Origin of the sequence: Serratia nematodiphila DZ0503SBS1, from assembly GCF_000738675.1 — a bacterium.
GTDB lineage: Bacteria > Pseudomonadota > Gammaproteobacteria > Enterobacterales > Enterobacteriaceae > Serratia > Serratia nematodiphila.
The window spans coordinates 1,065,419-1,081,168 of the sequence record NZ_JPUX01000001.1 but is presented as its reverse complement, the minus strand read 5'-3'; the positions used below and the strand labels follow the sequence as shown (position 1 = coordinate 1,081,168).

Annotated in this window: 13 protein-coding genes; 5 read left to right on the top strand and 8 right to left on the bottom strand. The window is 60.6% G+C overall.

What is annotated here, in order from left to right; all coding sequences use genetic code 11:
- The first annotated feature begins 217 nt into the window (after positions 1-217).
- Complete coding sequence (locus JL05_RS04880) at positions 218-1,597, top strand: MFS transporter (protein WP_033631821.1); 1,380 nt, start codon at positions 218-220, stop codon at positions 1,595-1,597.
- 9 nt (positions 1,598-1,606) lie between these two features.
- Here JL05_RS04880 and chbG read toward each other — a convergent pair whose 3' ends face one another.
- The 6 genes from chbG to JL05_RS04850 all read right to left on the bottom strand — a co-directional run bounded on the left by chbG (position 1,607) and on the right by JL05_RS04850 (position 7,811).
- Positions 1,607-2,368 carry a chitin disaccharide deacetylase gene (gene chbG / locus JL05_RS04875; protein ID WP_033631820.1) on the bottom strand — a complete coding sequence of 254 codons (762 nt, stop codon included), beginning with the start codon at positions 2,366-2,368 and terminating at the stop codon, positions 1,607-1,609.
- A 147-nt stretch (positions 2,369-2,515) separates the two neighbouring features.
- A complete protein-coding gene (gene chbR, locus JL05_RS04870) occupies positions 2,516-3,364 on the bottom strand; it encodes a transcriptional regulator ChbR (RefSeq protein ID WP_015376697.1) in 849 nt (282 codons plus the stop codon).
- Positions 3,365-3,379: 15 nt separating this feature from the next.
- The gene (locus JL05_RS04865; protein WP_033631819.1) at positions 3,380-4,765 is read right to left on the bottom strand and encodes a glycoside hydrolase family 1 protein; all 1,386 of its coding nucleotides are present in this window, start codon (positions 4,763-4,765) and stop codon (positions 3,380-3,382) included.
- Between the two features lie 43 nt (positions 4,766-4,808).
- Positions 4,809-6,170 carry a PTS N,N'-diacetylchitobiose transporter subunit IIC gene (gene chbC, locus JL05_RS04860; RefSeq protein ID WP_004932557.1) on the bottom strand — a complete coding sequence of 454 codons (1,362 nt, stop codon included), beginning with the start codon at positions 6,168-6,170 and terminating at the stop codon, positions 4,809-4,811.
- Between the two features lie 12 nt (positions 6,171-6,182).
- The gene (locus JL05_RS04855; RefSeq protein WP_004932561.1) at positions 6,183-6,500 is read right to left on the bottom strand and encodes a PTS sugar transporter subunit IIB; all 318 of its coding nucleotides are present in this window, start codon (positions 6,498-6,500) and stop codon (positions 6,183-6,185) included.
- Between the two features lie 417 nt (positions 6,501-6,917).
- Positions 6,918-7,811: a LysR family transcriptional regulator gene (locus tag JL05_RS04850; RefSeq protein ID WP_033631818.1), complete on the bottom strand. Its 894-nt coding sequence runs from the start codon at positions 7,809-7,811 to the stop codon at positions 6,918-6,920.
- 106 nt (positions 7,812-7,917) lie between these two features.
- Between JL05_RS04850 and JL05_RS04845 the strand changes: the two genes are divergently transcribed.
- From JL05_RS04845 to mutS, 4 genes are all read left to right on the top strand, one after another.
- The gene (locus JL05_RS04845) at positions 7,918-8,718 is read left to right on the top strand and encodes an SDR family NAD(P)-dependent oxidoreductase (RefSeq protein WP_050501225.1); all 801 of its coding nucleotides are present in this window, start codon (positions 7,918-7,920) and stop codon (positions 8,716-8,718) included.
- 12 nt (positions 8,719-8,730) lie between these two features.
- On the top strand, positions 8,731-9,702 hold the full coding sequence (locus tag JL05_RS04840) for an aldo/keto reductase (protein ID WP_033631817.1): 972 nt from the start codon (positions 8,731-8,733) through the stop codon (positions 9,700-9,702).
- A gap of 30 nt (positions 9,703-9,732) precedes the next feature.
- The gene (locus tag JL05_RS04835; protein ID WP_238545834.1) at positions 9,733-10,725 is read left to right on the top strand and encodes an NHL repeat-containing protein; all 993 of its coding nucleotides are present in this window, start codon (positions 9,733-9,735) and stop codon (positions 10,723-10,725) included.
- Positions 10,726-11,036: 311 nt separating this feature from the next.
- Complete coding sequence (mutS, locus tag JL05_RS04830; protein WP_033633556.1) at positions 11,037-13,592, top strand: DNA mismatch repair protein MutS; 2,556 nt, start codon at positions 11,037-11,039, stop codon at positions 13,590-13,592.
- A gap of 79 nt (positions 13,593-13,671) precedes the next feature.
- Here the strand turns inward: mutS and rpoS are convergent, their stop codons facing one another.
- Positions 13,672-14,670: an RNA polymerase sigma factor RpoS gene (rpoS, locus tag JL05_RS04825; RefSeq protein WP_004932578.1), complete on the bottom strand. Its 999-nt coding sequence runs from the start codon at positions 14,668-14,670 to the stop codon at positions 13,672-13,674.
- Between the two features lie 54 nt (positions 14,671-14,724).
- On the bottom strand, positions 14,725-15,723 hold the full coding sequence (gene nlpD, locus JL05_RS04820) for a murein hydrolase activator NlpD (protein WP_015376692.1): 999 nt from the start codon (positions 15,721-15,723) through the stop codon (positions 14,725-14,727).
- Positions 15,724-15,750 lie beyond the last annotated feature (27 nt).

Genomic DNA, 15,750 nt, shown 5'->3' with positions numbered 1-15,750 from the left:
TATATGCGCCCGATAGTAGCATTTATCAAGGCGACACGGCGGCCGGCGCGCAGAAATGCGCAGCGCCTCGCAGGAAGTGCGGTTTTAAGCGCCCGGCCAAGCTGCTAGTATCAAAAGAAGCGCCCCATTGAGCGGCGGCGCACCAGCACAAGGAACATCACGGAGGCGGCACGCTGCGGCGGCCTCAGGGCGCACCAGAAGAGATTAGGATGATAGCGTGAAAAAAACGTTGGGCGTATTCTTGCCGTTGTACACCACCACCCTGTTGCTGCTGTTGGGCTCAGGCCTGCTCACCACCTATGTCTCGCTGCGGCTGGCCTCCATCCACGTCAGCAGTGCGCTGATCGGCGCCATCATCGCCGCCAACTACATCGGGTTGGTGATCGGCGGCAAGGTCGGCCACTTTCTCATCGCCCGCGTCGGGCATATCCGCGCCTACGTGGCCTGCGCCGGCATCATCACCGCTGCGGTGCTGGGGCACGGTCTGACGGCGTTCATTCCCGCCTGGGTCGCGCTGCGTCTGGTGATCGGGCTGTGCATGATGTGCCAGTATATGGTGCTGGAAAGCTGGCTGAACGACCAGGCGGAATCCAACCAGCGCGGCATGGTGTTCGGCTTCTATATGTCGGCGACCTATCTCGGCATGTCGCTGGGCCAGATAGTGCTGATGCTGCAAAGCAACCTGGGCATCACCACGCTGCTGGTGATCGCGTTGTGCTTCGCGCTTTGTCTGGTGCCCATCGCGCTCACCACCCGCACCAATGCGCGCCACATGTCGCCGGCCCCGATGGAGCTGCGTTACTTTGTCGGCGCCATTCCCAAGGTGCTGGCTACCACGCTGGTGATCGGCATGGTGGTGGGCTCGTTTTACGGCCTGGCGCCGGTCTACGCCAGCCTGCAATCCTTAACCACTCAGCAAACCGGCCTGTTCATGGCGCTGGCCATCTTCGCCGGGCTGGTGGCGCAGTTCCCGCTCAGTTGGCTGTCGGATCGCTATAATCGCCCGTTGCTGATGCGCCTCAACGCCATTTTTCTGATCGTGGCGGCGCTGCCGCTGGCGCTGCTGCCGCACATCGATTTCCCGCTGCTGCTAGCGGTCGGGTTCGTCGTCAGCATGTTGCAATTTACGCTCTACCCGTTGGCGGTGGCGCTGGCCAACGATCTGATCGAGCCGGAACGCCGCGTCTCGCTGGCCGCCTGTCTGCTGATGGCGTTCGGCGTCGGCGCCAGCATCGGGCCATTGGCGGTCGGCGCGCTGATCGAGCCGCTGGGCGGCAATATCCTGTACGCCTTTTTCGCCCTGTGCGGCGTGCTGCTGGCGGCTCTCAGCCGCACGGCGAAAGCGGAGGAACCGCAGTTGGCGCAGGACGCGCCGGTGCCGCACATTCCGCTGCCGGACAGCCTCACCAGCTCGCCGCTGTCGCCGGCGCTTAATCCGACCTTCGATGAACAGATCATTCACGACACCATGCCGCCGCCGGAAGCGGCGCCCGAGGTCGACGAGCCGCAGCCCGAAGCACAAGAGGCGGAACCCTTGCCTCAGGGCGCCGATCCGGAAGAAGACACCGGCCTGAAAAAGGCGCACGCCATGCTGTAAACGGCGGCGTTACAGATCCTGGAAGGAGCCAAGCAGGAAACCGCGTTCGGCGATCGCCGCTTTCAGCGTCGGCGCGGTCAACACATCCAGCTCGACGAGGCGCGGATGGCAGTATTGGCTCTGCAGGATCGTCGCGTCGAGGAACGCCGGGTGGCACATCATTTCCAATGATTCTGCGCCCTGCTCGTCGGCGCGCGCCAACCTTTGCAGGAACAACGTTTCGGAAATCGTCTCACCGTAGAATCCCGCGTCGAAAACGTCAGTGCTATAGGGGGCATGCAGCGTGATGCCACGCCGTTTCGCCTCTTCGCGATCGAGACGCAGCGGCAGACCCTGCGCTTGCGCGAACGCCTCCACCAGCGGATAAATTTGCGGCTGCATATGCACATGGTGGTGGCTGTCGATATGCGTCGGCGGCCGGCCGAACAGCGTCACGAAGCGCGCGAACTGGCGCTGCAGCTCCTCGTGAATTTCGTCCAGCTGCAGCTCGCCGGCCTCGGCGCGGCGCCACAGCCATTTGCCCAGTTCGCCATGTTCGTTGACCAGCGAAGGCATGGCGCCCAGCGGCTTGCCATGGGTCAAAACGAAATGCAGCCCAATCGGCAACCCCGGATATTGCCGGCTGAGCGCCGCCGCGTGCTGCGCTCCGCCGCCGTTCACCATCGCCGTGGTGGAGGAAACGACGCCATGCTGATACGCCTCGATGACGCCATAGTTCTGCCCTTTGCTCAGGCCGAAATCATCGGCATTCACGATCAGTAGTTTTTCCATAGAGGCTCCCGCGGGATGGATTTTTGGCAAGGGAAGGCCGACCGCTCGGCGCGGCATTCCCCCTCGTTAAGGTAAAATCAAATGATTAACCGACTGGCGCCCTGAAGCTCATCGGCATATCGGCGTTGATACTGATCGGGAGCGGCCCTAAAGAGGGCCGTAACACTTTTTTCGGTAGTTGCCTGGGGTCACGTCGGTGAGCCGCTTGAAGTTTTTAATGAACAAGCTGACGTCGCCATAGCCGGAATCGAAAGCGATGTCAGAGACCGAATAGTTGGTGACCTCCAGCTGCGTCTTGGCGAAGTTGATGCGGATCTCATTGATCACCTGCATCGGCGTCTTCTGGTAGTAGCGCCGCATCGCCCGGGTCAGGTACTCCTGGGTTTTCCCCGACAGCGCCACCATGTTCGCCAACGCCTTTTCACCGAACATCGCCTTGTCATGCATGCCGGCCAGGGTGTTCTTCAGCCACTGCGGGATATCATCGCCGCCGTCGTTTTCTTCTTTATGGTGACGAATGCGGCTGATCACATAGAAGGTCAGCGTTTCGAGAAACTCGGCGAAGTCATCCTCGCGAAACTGCGGCGAACTCACCACCGATTCGATATAGGCCAAAAACTCGCTTCTCAGGCTGTAGGCCTGCGAGGCGACAAAGCAACGCGGCAGCTGCTGCAAATAGTGCTCTTCAAAGAACGCTTTGCTAACCGCCACGTTGAAAATTTTCGTCGCGCCGAACTCGTAAAAGCTCTGGTGGTAGGAACCGATAGGGATAAAGACGAAATCCCCGCGTTCCAGCAGCACCCGCTTGCCGTTGATCTCCTGATAGCATTTGCCGCTCAGCACAATAGTGAACTCGTAGTAGTCGTGCTGATGCAGCCCGGTGGCACTTTCCACCTTGTTGTAGATGAACAGGTGAAAGTCTTTGCAGTTAAAGAAATCCTGCTCGCGAATCAGCTTCACGTCGTTGGCACTCAGCGAAATTCGGTTATCGGACACGGCGCCGGCCTCCCGTTAGTCAAATCCGTTGCGTCTGGCCGCCTCGGCAAACCAGTAACCGCTTTTTTTGATGGTGCGCCGCTGATCCGCCCGATCCAGCCGCACCAGCCCATAACGATTCTTGTAGGCATTCAGCCAGGACCAGCAGTCGATAAAGGTCCACAGATGATAGCCCTTGCACTGCGAGCCTTCGGCCAGCGCGCGGTGCAGCCACTTCAGGTGCTCGCGAATAAAGTCGATGCGGTAATCGTCCTCCACCCGCCCATCGGCGCCGATAAACGCCTCTTCGCCCTCGACGCCCATGCCATTTTCCGAAATATAACAGGGCAGATTGCCGTAGTTCTCTTTCAGATCCATCAGGATGTCGTACAGCCCCTTTTCGTAGATCTCCCAGCCGCGGTGCGGATTGATTTTGCGACCCGGCATTGCATAGTAACTGAACAAATCCTCCGGCGATGCGATCGGCCCCTCGGCGCGCCGTCCCGCTTTCGCCTGCACCCTGCGCGGCTGGTAATAGTTGACGCCAAGGATATCCACCACGCCGCCTTCGATCAGCTGCGCGTCCTGCGGTTCGCAGTAGGGCATCAGCCCATGCCGCTCCAGCAGGTGCAGCAATGCGGCCGGGTAACGCCCTTTGGCGACAGGATCGAGGAAACTGCGGTTGAGCAGCAGATCGGCGTCGTGTGCCGCCTGCAGATCCTCCGGCGCGTCGGAGCGCGGATAGGTCGGGCTCAGATTCAGAATGATGCCGATGCTCCCCTGCAGCCTCCGCGCTCTGAAACGCTGCACCGCCATGGCGTGCGCCAGTACGCTGTGATACGCCACGGTGACCGCTCGTTTGAAGTCCACTACGCAAGGGTAGTGCAGGTCATTCAGGTAACCGGCTTCCACCGGCACGATCGGCTCGTTGAAGGTGAACCAGTGGGTGACCCGATCGCCAAATAGGCCGAAACAGGTATCGGCGTAACGCGCATAGGCTTCGACCACCGCCCGGCTTTCCCAACCGCCGCGCTGTTGCATGCACAGCGGCATATCGAAGTGATAGAGATTGATAAACGGGGTGATGCCCTGCGCCAGCAGCTCGTCGATCATCGCGTTATAGAACGCCGCCGCCTGCGGGTTCACTTCACCGTCGCCGTCCGGGATCAGCCGCGACCACGAGATCGACGTTCTAAAGGTATTGTGGCCCAGCGTTTTGAGCAGCCCGATATCGGTGCGGAAATGGTCGTAAAAGGTCGAGGCTTCGGTCGGACCCACCCGCTCGTGAAAGCGCTCGGGCGCGATCTCGTACCAATAGTCGAAGATGTTGCGGCTCTTGCCGTCCCGCGCGGCCGCCCCTTCAGACTGCGGCGCGGAGGTGGCGCTGCCCCACCAGAACCCGTCGGCAAATTGATATTCCATACTCGCGTCCCTCGCGGGGCGGCCACGCCGCCCCGTTCCACAGTTAGAATTTCAGCGCCTTGGCGATGTCTTCTTCGCTTTCCGTCGCCGCGTCGATCTGGCTCTGCGCCTTATTGGAGATCGCCACGAACGGCAGATAGATCACGGTGGCGACCGCCAGGTTGAACAGGCTCAGCAACATGGCCATGATGCTGCCATTGGTGTTGAAGAACGCCCCCAGGCCGACCGGCATGGTCCAGGGAGCGATGTTGGTGATCGGCGGGATCAGCCCGGAGTAGTAGGCCAGGGAGGTGATAATGGTCAGCACCGGCTGCACCAGGATGAACGGAATGAACATCACCGGGTTCATGATCACCGGCAGGCCGAACAGTATCGGTTCGTTGATCTGGAAGATGCCGGATGGCGTCGCCAGTTTGGCGACCTGGCGATAATCTTCGCGGCGCGAGGCGATGAAGATGGCGATGATCAAGCCCAGCGTCGAGCCGGTGCCGCCGAGGTAGATGTAGGAGTCGACGAACGGTTTCGCCCACATGTGGAACTCTTTTCCGGCGGCCACCGCCGCTTCGACCGAACCGTATTTGTTGTACAGCTCCACGTTTTCCAGCGCGAACGGCGTCATGATGCCGCTGTCCAGGGCCGCCAGCGCCATGGAGCCGTGCACCCCAAAGAACCACAGCAGCGAGGAGAACAGCACGTACACCCAGCCCACCACGCTGCCCATCTTGGCCAGCGGCGCCGAAATGCCGTCCATGATGATCTGGTGGAAGTTGGTGCCCCAGTGCGCCAGCGCGAACGCCACCAGCCCCATGATGGAGAGGATGATGAAACCGGGGATCAGCGCCGAGAAGGAACGCGACACCGAAGCCGGCACGCTGTCCGGCAGGCTAATCACCCAGTTGCGCCGCACGATGAAGGCAAACATCTCGGCCACCACCAGCCCAATCACCATACCGGAAATGATGTTGGCGCCGCCCAACCAGTTGGCTCCCACCGCATAGGCCTCGCCGACATTGAACGGTGTGACGGTCATAAAGGCCGCCACCGCCAGCAGCGCCGAAGCGAGCGGATCGACCTTTCGCTCTTCCGCCAACGCCATGCTGATAAAGAACGGCGTCATCAGGGACATGATCCCCAGCGTGCCGTTGTAAACGCTGCCGCCGATGCTCTTCAGACTATTCAGCGTCTCGATGGTAGAGGCATCCAACCTTACGCCCAGCGAATAGAAGAACGATCCTTCGCCGAAGCTCAGGAACACGTTGTTGATCAACACGAACATCGCCCCGGTCAAGGTCAGCGGCATCAGGCGGATAAAGCCATTCTTGATGGCGTTGACGTGGGGCTGCTTACCGATTTTTACGGCGAAAGGCAGGATAACCTTCTCGAGCGAGGCAATGAGGGTATTCACGGCGGCCTCCTTTTATTGATTGGCTTTCTTGATGGCGGCCACCGCGGCCTTCAGTACGCCCAGCCCATCGACCTTGCCGTACAGCAGCGGATCGATGACTTCCACAGGTTTGTTGGGCAGCTGTTTTTGCACTTCCGGCAAGGTGTAGGCGATCTGCGGCCCCAGCAGGATCAGATCCGCCTCAACGCCTTTCTCCGCAGCCAGCGCTTCCGGATAGGCGGCGATGATCACCGGCACTTCATATTTCTCGGCCTGCGCCTTCATTTTTGATACCAACAGGGAAGTGGACATACCGGCAGAACAAAACAGATAGATTTTTTTCTTTTCCATACCAAGCACCTCAGATAATCAAAAAAACCCGGTGTTATTTGTATGCCAGATGCAATCACGATTGCTTCACGCACATTCCTTATGAAAATTTCCGTCACGTTGCCCTGGTTACGGACAGTATACGGAGCATGAAAAACGGATCGGTAAGCCAGGAGGAGACATAACCGTCTCTCATTGACCTGACGGATTGACCCCCTTCACATTTCGCACAAAAAAATAGTGTGACCGGGCTCTCAAATAACCGATAAAAACTCGGAATATTCGCAATAAATATTCAAATAACAATTATAAACAGCAAGTTACAAACTCACCGAGAATTTAAGGGTTTATTTGCGCCTGAACAAACGAAAAGGGAATAAAAATAGTTCAAGCTTGATTCACCTACGGCCATCCGAACGCGATAGCCGATGAAGAGGATTAGGTGGGCAGACGCAGCAACTCGATCACCGTGCTCAGCGCCACGGAATGATTCCTGCGGTTGGGGTAATAGAGATAAAAACCGGTAAACGGCGCGCACCAGTCGTTCAACACCCGCCGCAGCCGCCCGCTCGCCAGGTGTTCTTCTACCTCTTGTTCGATGGCGAAAGCGATGCCGACGTGCGCCAGCGCCGCCTGCACCATCATCCTGCCGTCATCGAGTATCAACGGGCTGTTAACCGCCACGGAAAACCGCTGCTCACCCTGCTGAAATGCCCATTTGTAGCGCTCGCCCGAAGAGGCCTTGCGCCAACCGATGCAGCGGTGCTGCAGCAAATCCTGCGGATGCATCGGTTCGCCGTGCCGTTGAAAATAGTCCGGCGTGGCGACGATGGCGAAACGCAGATCCGGCGTCAGACGCACCGCGCGCATATCGTTGTGCAGATCCTCGCCGAGCCTAATACCGGCGTCAAAGCCCTGTTCGACAATGTTGGCAAACCCCTCGTCCGCCACCACTTCCAGCGTAATGCCGGGGTACTCGCAGGCCAACCGCCCCAGATGCGGCACGATGGCAAGATCGATGGCCGAACGCGGCGCGTTGATGCGCACCAGGCCGCGCGGCCCTTCGCGAAACGCATTCAGGCTCTCCAGCGCGGCGTCGATGTCGGTAAAGGCGGGCACCAGCTGTGCCAGCAGATGCTCACCGGCCTCCGTCGGCGAGACGTTGCGGGTGGTGCGGTTTAGCAGGCGAATGCCCACCTGCGCCTCCAATTCGCGCAGGGTGTGGGTCAGCGTCGGCGGCGTCACGCCCAACCGGGCGGCGGCGCGGCGGAAGCTGCGTTCACTGGCGATAGCCACGAAGGCCGCCAGGCCGGACAGTTCAGGTTTTTTCATGCTATTGATATAAATTATCTAATAGTGAGATGAATTTTTAGCGGATAGTTATCCTTCACCTAACAACATAGCATTGCGATCGACCCCATTACCAGGTATCGATACGATGATTAATGCTACAGCTCCAACTCATGAAACGCCGCGCCGTCTGGTGGGCAAAGTCGTACTGGTGAGCGGCGGCGGCACCGGCATCGGCCGCGCTGCGGCGCTGGCCTATGCCCGCGAAGGCGCCAACGTCGCGCTGGCCGGCCGACGCGCGGCGGAAATCGAAGCCACGGCGCGCGACATCGCGCTGGCCGGCGGCGACGCCCTGCCCATCGTGGCCGACGTCTCCCAGGAAAACGATATCCGCCAACTGATCGCCACGGTGACCGCCCATTACGGCCGGCTCGACGTCGCCTTCAACAACGCCGGCATCATCGGCAACTTCGCCCCCATCGCCGAACAGAGCAGCGAGGATTTTGACCGGGTGATCGCCATTAACCTCAGAGGCGTCTGGCTGGCGATGAAATATGAGATTGAAACCTTCCTGGCTCAGCGCTCGGGCGGCGTGATCATCAACACCTCCTCTTGGCTGACCCACGGCGCGCTGGCCGGCTCATCCAGCTACTCCGCCAGCAAGGGCGCGCTCGATGCGATGATCCGCGCGGTGGCGCTCGAGTACAGCGGCCGGGGCATCCGCGTCAACAACATCAACCCCGGCATCATCGACACGCCGATGGCACGCGGCAGCGTGGCTGACAGCGCGGCCTTCGCGCCCTTTATCGCCCATACGCCCGCCGGCCGCCTGGGTGAATCGGAAGACATCGGCGATGTGGCGCTGTGGCTGGCGACGGACGAAGCCCGCTTCATCACCGGCCAAAGCCTGCTGGTGGACGGCGGTTACACCATCGCCGGCATGCGTTGAGGAGACGAGGCCATGAACTACGTTCGGCTTGGCGACAGCGGCCTGAAGGTGTCCCGCCTCTGCCTGGGTTGCATGACCTACGGCGATCCGGCCTGGCGGCCCTGGGTGCTGAAGGAAGATGAAGCGCGCCCCTTTATCCGCGAGGCGCTGGAGGCGGGTATCAATTTTTTCGATACCGCCAACATTTACTCCGGCGGAGAAAGCGAGCGCATTCTCGGCCGCGCGCTGAGGGCGTTCGCCCGCCGTGAAGACGTGGTGATCGCCACCAAGGCCTACTTTCCAATAGACGCGCAGCCGAACAGCCGGGGGCTATCACGCAAGCACCTGCTGCACAGCGTCGACGCCTCCTTGCAGCGGCTGGGAACGGATTACCTCGATCTGTTCGTGCTGCACCGCTTCGACACCGAAACGCCGATCGAAGAAACCGCCGACACCCTCGATGGCCTGGTGCGGGCGGGCAAGATCCGCTATCTCGGCGCCTCCTCGCTGCACGCCTGGCGCCTGATGAAAATGCTGGCCTTTCAACGTCAGCACCGCCTGGCGCCGTTTATTTCGCTGCAAAGCCAATACAACCTGGTGACGCGTGAAGATGAAGAGGAACTGATCCCGCTGTGTCTGGAGGAGGGTCTTGGTCTGACGCCCTGGTCGCCGCTGGCCCGCGGCGTGCTGGCCGGCTCCGGCAGCGGCGGCACGCTGCGCGCCGCCACCGACGAACAGGCGCCCCGTTGGTACGGCGGCAGAAACGAGGTAGAACGCACCGTCGCGGCGGTCGCGGAGGTGGCGGCCGCGCGCGGCGTTCCACCAGCGCAGATCGCGCTGGCCTGGCTGTTGGCCAAACCCGGCGTGGCGTCGCCGCTGGTGGGCATGTCCAAGCCGCATCATCTGCAGGATGCGCTGGCAGCGCTCGACCTCAGGCTATCACCGGAAGACGTGGCCGCGCTGGAGGCGCCAATGGCGCATGCTGTCCGCCCCGATCGCTGGTAGCCCCTTTTCCGTCATTCCAGGAGAGAAGACATGTCATATGCGCTTACCGCACGAGCGGTGTTGTTCACCCTCGCTGCCGCATTCCCCCTTAGCGCTCCGGTGCAGGCTGCCGTCAGCGCAGACTGCGCCGCAAACAGCATGACGCTGCCGCCTGGCGCACTTTACCCCAACGGCATCGCCCGTGCGACGGACGGTACGCTGTATGTCGGCTTTGTCACCAGCGGCAACGTGCTGCGCAAGCGGCCGGGTCAAGCGTGGGAAAGCTTTTTCCCCGGCGCTGACACGGTGTTCGCCTCAAACGCGCTGCGGCTGGACGAACGGCGCGGGTTGCTGTGGGGCAATTCGCCGGACTTCCTCTCCGGCGGCAAAACGCGCGCCAACCGCATCTACGCGCTGAACGTCGCCGATGGCACGCTTAACCGCAGCCTGGCGCTGCCGGTGGGAGAAATGGGCAACGATATCGTGCTCGGCGCAGACGGTACGGTGTATGTGACGGAAACCCGCGGCGGCGGCATCCTGCGCCTGCGGCCGGGCGAGACGGCATTCCGTACGCTGTTTCAAGATCCGCAGTTAGCGGCCCCCAGCGGGCTGGGCGCCGCCGGGATCGTGCTGCTCGACGACCGGCTGATGGCTGTCGCCAATTTCGGCACCGGTAAGCTCTACACCCTCAGTTATAACGCTCCAAAGCCGCAGCTGACGGAAATGCGGCTGCCGCGCCTCATCGAAAACCCGGACGGAATGGGATTGGCGCCGGACGGCGCGCTGATCGTGCTGGAAAACGGGATCCAAAGCGGCCAGGGGCGGATCCTGCGGATCACCTCACCCAAGGCGGCAGGCATGCACCAGCTTGAGGTCTTGCGCGAAGGCATGGAATCGCCGGTCAACCTGACTATTACCCCGCAAGGCTGCGCCTTCGTCAGCGAATCGCGCATCCGCCACCGCCTGCTGCCCGGCCATGAAACCGAAGTGCCCGACAGTTTCCGCCTCTATCAACTGCCCTTGCCTCTCACCGCCGCGCAATAACCTCTCCACCACTACTGCGGGCGGCGACACTTGCGTTGTTGCCCGCAGGCGAACGACAATCTCGCTTCGTTGCAAACCGGCCTTGCGCAGCGCTTCCCATTTTTACCTGTGACAGCCGATTGCCCGCTGGGCTAGTATAAGCGTCTGTGCAAACCTTGGGTTTGAACGCGCCGTTTGGCGTTTTGATGACTTGATTTGCGCCGCCCGCCAAGCGCTGAATGGGGCGACGCCTGCTGAAACAATGTGATAGCGAATGACGACAATGAAAATCACAGTGACCTTTACATTCAATGGATTGGAAAAATAATCGCATGAATAGCACCGATAAACTCGATTCGCACACGCCAATGATGCAGCAGTACCTGCGCCTCAAGGCCCAGCATCCTGAAATCCTGCTGTTCTACCGCATGGGCGACTTCTACGAGCTATTTTACGACGACGCCAAGCGCGCTTCCCAACTGCTGGATATCTCGCTGACCAAACGCGGCGCCTCGGCGGGCGAACCGATCCCGATGGCCGGCGTGCCGCACCACGCGGTGGAGAACTACCTGGCCAAGCTGGTGCAGCTCGGCGAGTCCGTCGCCATCTGCGAGCAGATCGGCGATCCGGCCACCAGCAAAGGGCCGGTCGAACGCAAAGTGGTGCGTATCGTCACCCCCGGCACCATCACCGACGAAGCGCTGCTGCAAGAGCGTCAGGACAACCTGCTGGCGGCGATCTGGCAGGACGCGCGCGGCTTCGGCTACGCCACGCTGGACGTCAGCTCCGGCCGCTTCCGCGTCGCCGAGCCGCAGGATCTGGAAACCATGGCCGCCGAGCTGCAGCGCACCAATCCGGCCGAGCTGCTCTATCCGGAAACCTTCGAACACATGGCGCTGATCGAACAGCGCCACGGCCTGCGCCGCCGTCCGCTGTGGGAATTCGAGCTTGAGACCGCGCGTCAGCAGCTCAACCTGCAGTTCGGCACCCGCGACTTGACCGGCTTCGGCGTCGAGCAGGCGCACCAGGCGCTGCGCGCCGCCGGCTGTCTGCTGCAGTACGTCAAAGATACCCAACGCACTTCGCTGCCGCACATTCGCGGCATCACCATGGAACGCCAGCAGGACGGCATCATCATGGATGCCGCCACCCGCCGCAACCTGGAGCTGACGCAGAGCCTGTCCGGCGGCAGCGACAACACGCTGGCGGCGATCCTCGACCGTACGGTCACGCCGATGGGCAGCCGCATGCTGAAACGCTGGCTGCACATGCCGACCCGCGACATCAAGGTGCTGACCGCCCGCCAGCAGGCGATCGGCGCATTGCAGGAACTGTTCGCAGATCTGCAACCTTCGCTGCGTCAGGTAGGCGATCAGGAACGTATTTTGGCGCGTTTGGCGCTGCGCACCGCCCGGCCGCGCGATCTGGCGCGCATGCGCCATGCTTTCCAACAGTTGCCGGACATCCGCGCGCTGCTGCAGGATGTGAAAACGCCGCACGTGCAGCAGCTGCTGTCGCAGGTGGGCCAGTTTGACGAACTGCGCGAGCTGCTGGAACGTGCGGTCATTGAATCACCGCCGGTGCTGGTGCGCGACGGCGGCGTGATCGCCCCCGGCTACAACAGCGAACTGGACGAGTGGCGCGCGTTGGCCGACGGCGCCAGCGACTATCTCGACCGGCTGGAGATCCGCGAGCGTGAAAAGCTGGGTCTGGATACGCTTAAGGTCGGCTTCAACGGCGTACACGGCTATTACATTCAGGTCAGCCGCGGTCAAAGCCACCTGGTGCCGATCCACTATGTACGCCGTCAGACGCTGAAAAATGCCGAGCGCTACATCATCCCGGAACTGAAAGAGTACGAAGACAAAGTGCTCACCTCCAAGGGTAAGGCGCTGGCGATCGAGAAAAGCCTGTACGACGAGCTGTTCGATCTGCTGCTGCCGCACCTGGCGGAGCTGCAACAAAGCGCCGCCGCGCTGGCAGAGCTGGACGTGCTGGCCAACCTGGCCGAGCGCGCCGATACCCTGAACTACGCTTGCCCGACCATGAGCGAGCAGCCGGGGATCCGCATTACCGAAGGCCGCCATCCGGTGGTGGAGCAGGTGCTGAGCGAGCCGTTTATCTCCAACCCGCTCACCCTGTCGCCGCAGCGCCGCATGCTGATCATAACCGGTCCGAATATGGGCGGTAAAAGCACCTATATGCGGCAAACGGCGCTGATCGTGCTGATGGCGCACATCGGCAGCTACGTGCCGGCCACCAAGGCCACCATCGGCCCGGTGGATCGCATCTTCACCCGCGTCGGCGCGGCGGACGATCTGGCTTCCGGCCGCTCCACCTTCATGGTGGAGATGACCGAAACCGCCAACATTCTGCACAACGCCACCGAGCACAGCCTGGTGTTGATGGATGAAATCGGCCGCGGCACCTCCACCTACGACGGCCTGTCGCTGGCCTGGGCCTGCGCCGAGAACCTGGCCAACCGCATCAAGGCGATGACGCTGTTCGCCACCCACTACTTCGAGCTGACGACCCTGCCGGAGAAGATGGAAGGCGTGGTCAACGTGCATCTGGATGCGCTTGAACACGGCGACACCATCGCCTTCATGCACAGCGTGCAGGACGGTGCCGCCAGCAAAAGCTATGGCCTGGCGGTCGCCGCGCTGGCCGGCGTGCCGCGCGACGTCATCAAACGCGCCCGTCAGAAACTGCGCGAGCTGGAATCCATCTCCAGCCACACCGCATCGGGCAGCGTCGATGCCACCCAGATGACGCTGCTGCAGGAAGAGACCTCGCAGGCGGTAGAAGCCCTGGAGGCGCTTGATCCGGATTCCCTGTCGCCGCGACAGGCGCTGGAATGGATCTACCGGCTGAAAAATATGGTGTAATCTGGCGCCAAACGCGGGCATAAAAAAACGGTGAGCATCATGCTCACCGTTTTTATTTGATGCGGTTCAACAACCGGCGTTATTCGCGGAACAGCGCCTCAATGCTCAGGCCCTGCATCTGCAAAATCTCACGCAGACGGCGCAGACCTTCTACCTGAATCTGACGGACGCGCTCGCGCGTCAGGCCAATCTCCCGGCCTACGTCTTCCAGCGTCGCCGCTTCATAACCCAGCAGGCCGAAACGACGCGCCAACACTTCACGCTGTTTGGCGTTCAGTTCGAACAGCCATTTGACGATGCTTTGCTTCATATCGTCATCTTGCGTGGTGTCTTCAGGCCCGTTGTCCTTCTCGTCGGCCAGAATGTCCAGCAGCGCTTTCTCCGAATCCCCGCCCAGCGGCGTATCCACCGAGGTGATGCGCTCATTCAGGCGCAGCATGCGGCTGACGTCATCCACCGGCTTGTCGAGTTGCTCGGCAATTTCTTCAGCGCTCGGTTCATGATCCAGCTTGTGGGAAAGCTCGCGCGCGGTGCGCAGATAGACATTCAGTTCTTTGACGATATGGATAGGCAAACGAATGGTACGGGTTTGGTTCATGATCGCCCGTTCAATCGTCTGACGGATCCACCAGGTTGCATAAGTGGAGAAGCGGAAGCCGCGTTCTGGGTCGAATTTTTCCACTGCGCGAATCAGACCGAGGTTACCCTCTTCGATCAGATCCAGCAGCGCCAGACCGCGGTTGCTGTAGCGGCGGGCGATTTTCACCACCAGCCGCAGGTTGCTTTCAATCATGCGGCGGCGGGACGGCACGTCACCGCGCAGAGCACGCCGCGCAAAATAGACTTCTTCCTCTGCGGTCAGCAGAGGTGAATAACCGATCTCACCCAGATAGAGCTGCGTCGCATCCAATACGCGTTGCGTAACGCCTTGAGACAACAGCTCTTCTTCCGCTAAATCGTTCTCGCTGGTCTCTTCTTCTACCAGCGCTTTTTCATCAAACGACTCGGCCTCAGCTCCATTCTCGTCGAAATCCGCATCATCATGTAACTCGTTAACTTTCAGCGTATTTTGGCTCATATGCTGCTCCTACCCGTGATACCGCGAGCAGAATCTCAGCGTATTCTGCCCAATCTATCGCTGCGGAAGATAACGCAGCGGGTTTACGGATTTCCCCTTGTAACGAATTTCAAAATGCAAACGTACTGAACTGGTACCGGTGCTACCCATGGTGGCTATTTTTTGACCCGCCTTCACTTCTTGTTGTTCCCGGACCAGCATTGTGTCGTTATGAGCGTAGGCGCTCAGGTAATCATCATTATGTTTGATGATGATTAGATTACCGTAACCCCGTAAAGCGTTGCCTGCATACACTACGCGGCCATCGGCGGTAGCGAAGATAGGCTGCCCACGGGAACCGGCGATATCGACACCCTTATTCCCACCTTCTGATGAGGAAAAGTTATCAATAACCTTACCGTCAGTCGGCCATCTCCAGGTACTGACCGGAGCGCTGTTGCTGACGGTGCTGCTCACAGGCGGAGCGGCTTCCGGCGCGGTAACAGGCGCAGTCGCGGTCCCAACCGCTGCGGCACCTGCTGCAGGTAACATCTTACCTACATTCTGTTTACCCGAGTTTTCAGAATACGCGTTAGTTGATTGAGAATCAACCGTTGCCGTCTGGATCTGGGAGCTGGAAGGTGGCTTCGGAACACCGCCTTTGGTCGCATCTGTCGTCGCCAACATGCCGCCGCCGCCGTTGGCGGAACCATTACCAAGCTGAATGGTTTGGCCAACATTCAGGCTGTATGGCTCGGGAATATTGTTGCGCTGCGCCAGGTCGCGGAAATCATTGCCGGTGATCCAGGCGATATAAAACAGCGTATCGCCGCGCTTGACCGTATAAGTTTCGCCGCCGCTGTAGCTCCCTTTAGGGATGGCGTTATAACTGCGGTTATAGACAATGCGGCCCTCTGGGCTGGCCTGCTGCACTCCGCCATTATTATTGCCGGATGGAGCGGCACCGCCGCCCCCCACGCTGCTGATAGGAGCCGACGTCGAGGCCGTATTCGTACAACCCGCCAACCACAAACTTACCATCGTACACACCGCTACCCGGCGTAACGTAATCATTGGGCTTCCCGTGCTCATGCTTCCCCC

Bases quoted from the DNA above. Each gene is read 5' to 3' on its own strand.
- chbG (WP_033631820.1), bottom strand. From the start codon at position 2,368: ATGGAAAAACTACTGATCGTGAATGCCGATGATTTCGGCCTGAGCAAA.
- rpoS (WP_004932578.1), bottom strand. From the start codon at position 14,670: ATGAGCCAAAATACGCTGAAAGTTAACGAGTTACATGATGATGCGGAT.
- JL05_RS04850 (WP_033631818.1), bottom strand. From the start codon at position 7,811: ATGAAAAAACCTGAACTGTCCGGCCTGGCGGCCTTCGTGGCTATCGCC.
- mutS (WP_033633556.1), top strand. From the start codon at position 11,037: ATGAATAGCACCGATAAACTCGATTCGCACACGCCAATGATGCAGCAG.
- JL05_RS04855 (WP_004932561.1), bottom strand. From the start codon at position 6,500: ATGGAAAAGAAAAAAATCTATCTGTTTTGTTCTGCCGGTATGTCCACT.
- nlpD (WP_015376692.1), bottom strand. From the start codon at position 15,723: ATGATTACGTTACGCCGGGTAGCGGTGTGTACGATGGTAAGTTTGTGG.
- JL05_RS04840 (WP_033631817.1), top strand. From the start codon at position 8,731: ATGAACTACGTTCGGCTTGGCGACAGCGGCCTGAAGGTGTCCCGCCTC.
- JL05_RS04865 (WP_033631819.1), bottom strand. From the start codon at position 4,765: ATGGAATATCAATTTGCCGACGGGTTCTGGTGGGGCAGCGCCACCTCC.
- JL05_RS04835 (WP_238545834.1), top strand. From the start codon at position 9,733: ATGTCATATGCGCTTACCGCACGAGCGGTGTTGTTCACCCTCGCTGCC.
- JL05_RS04845 (WP_050501225.1), top strand. From the start codon at position 7,918: ATGATTAATGCTACAGCTCCAACTCATGAAACGCCGCGCCGTCTGGTG.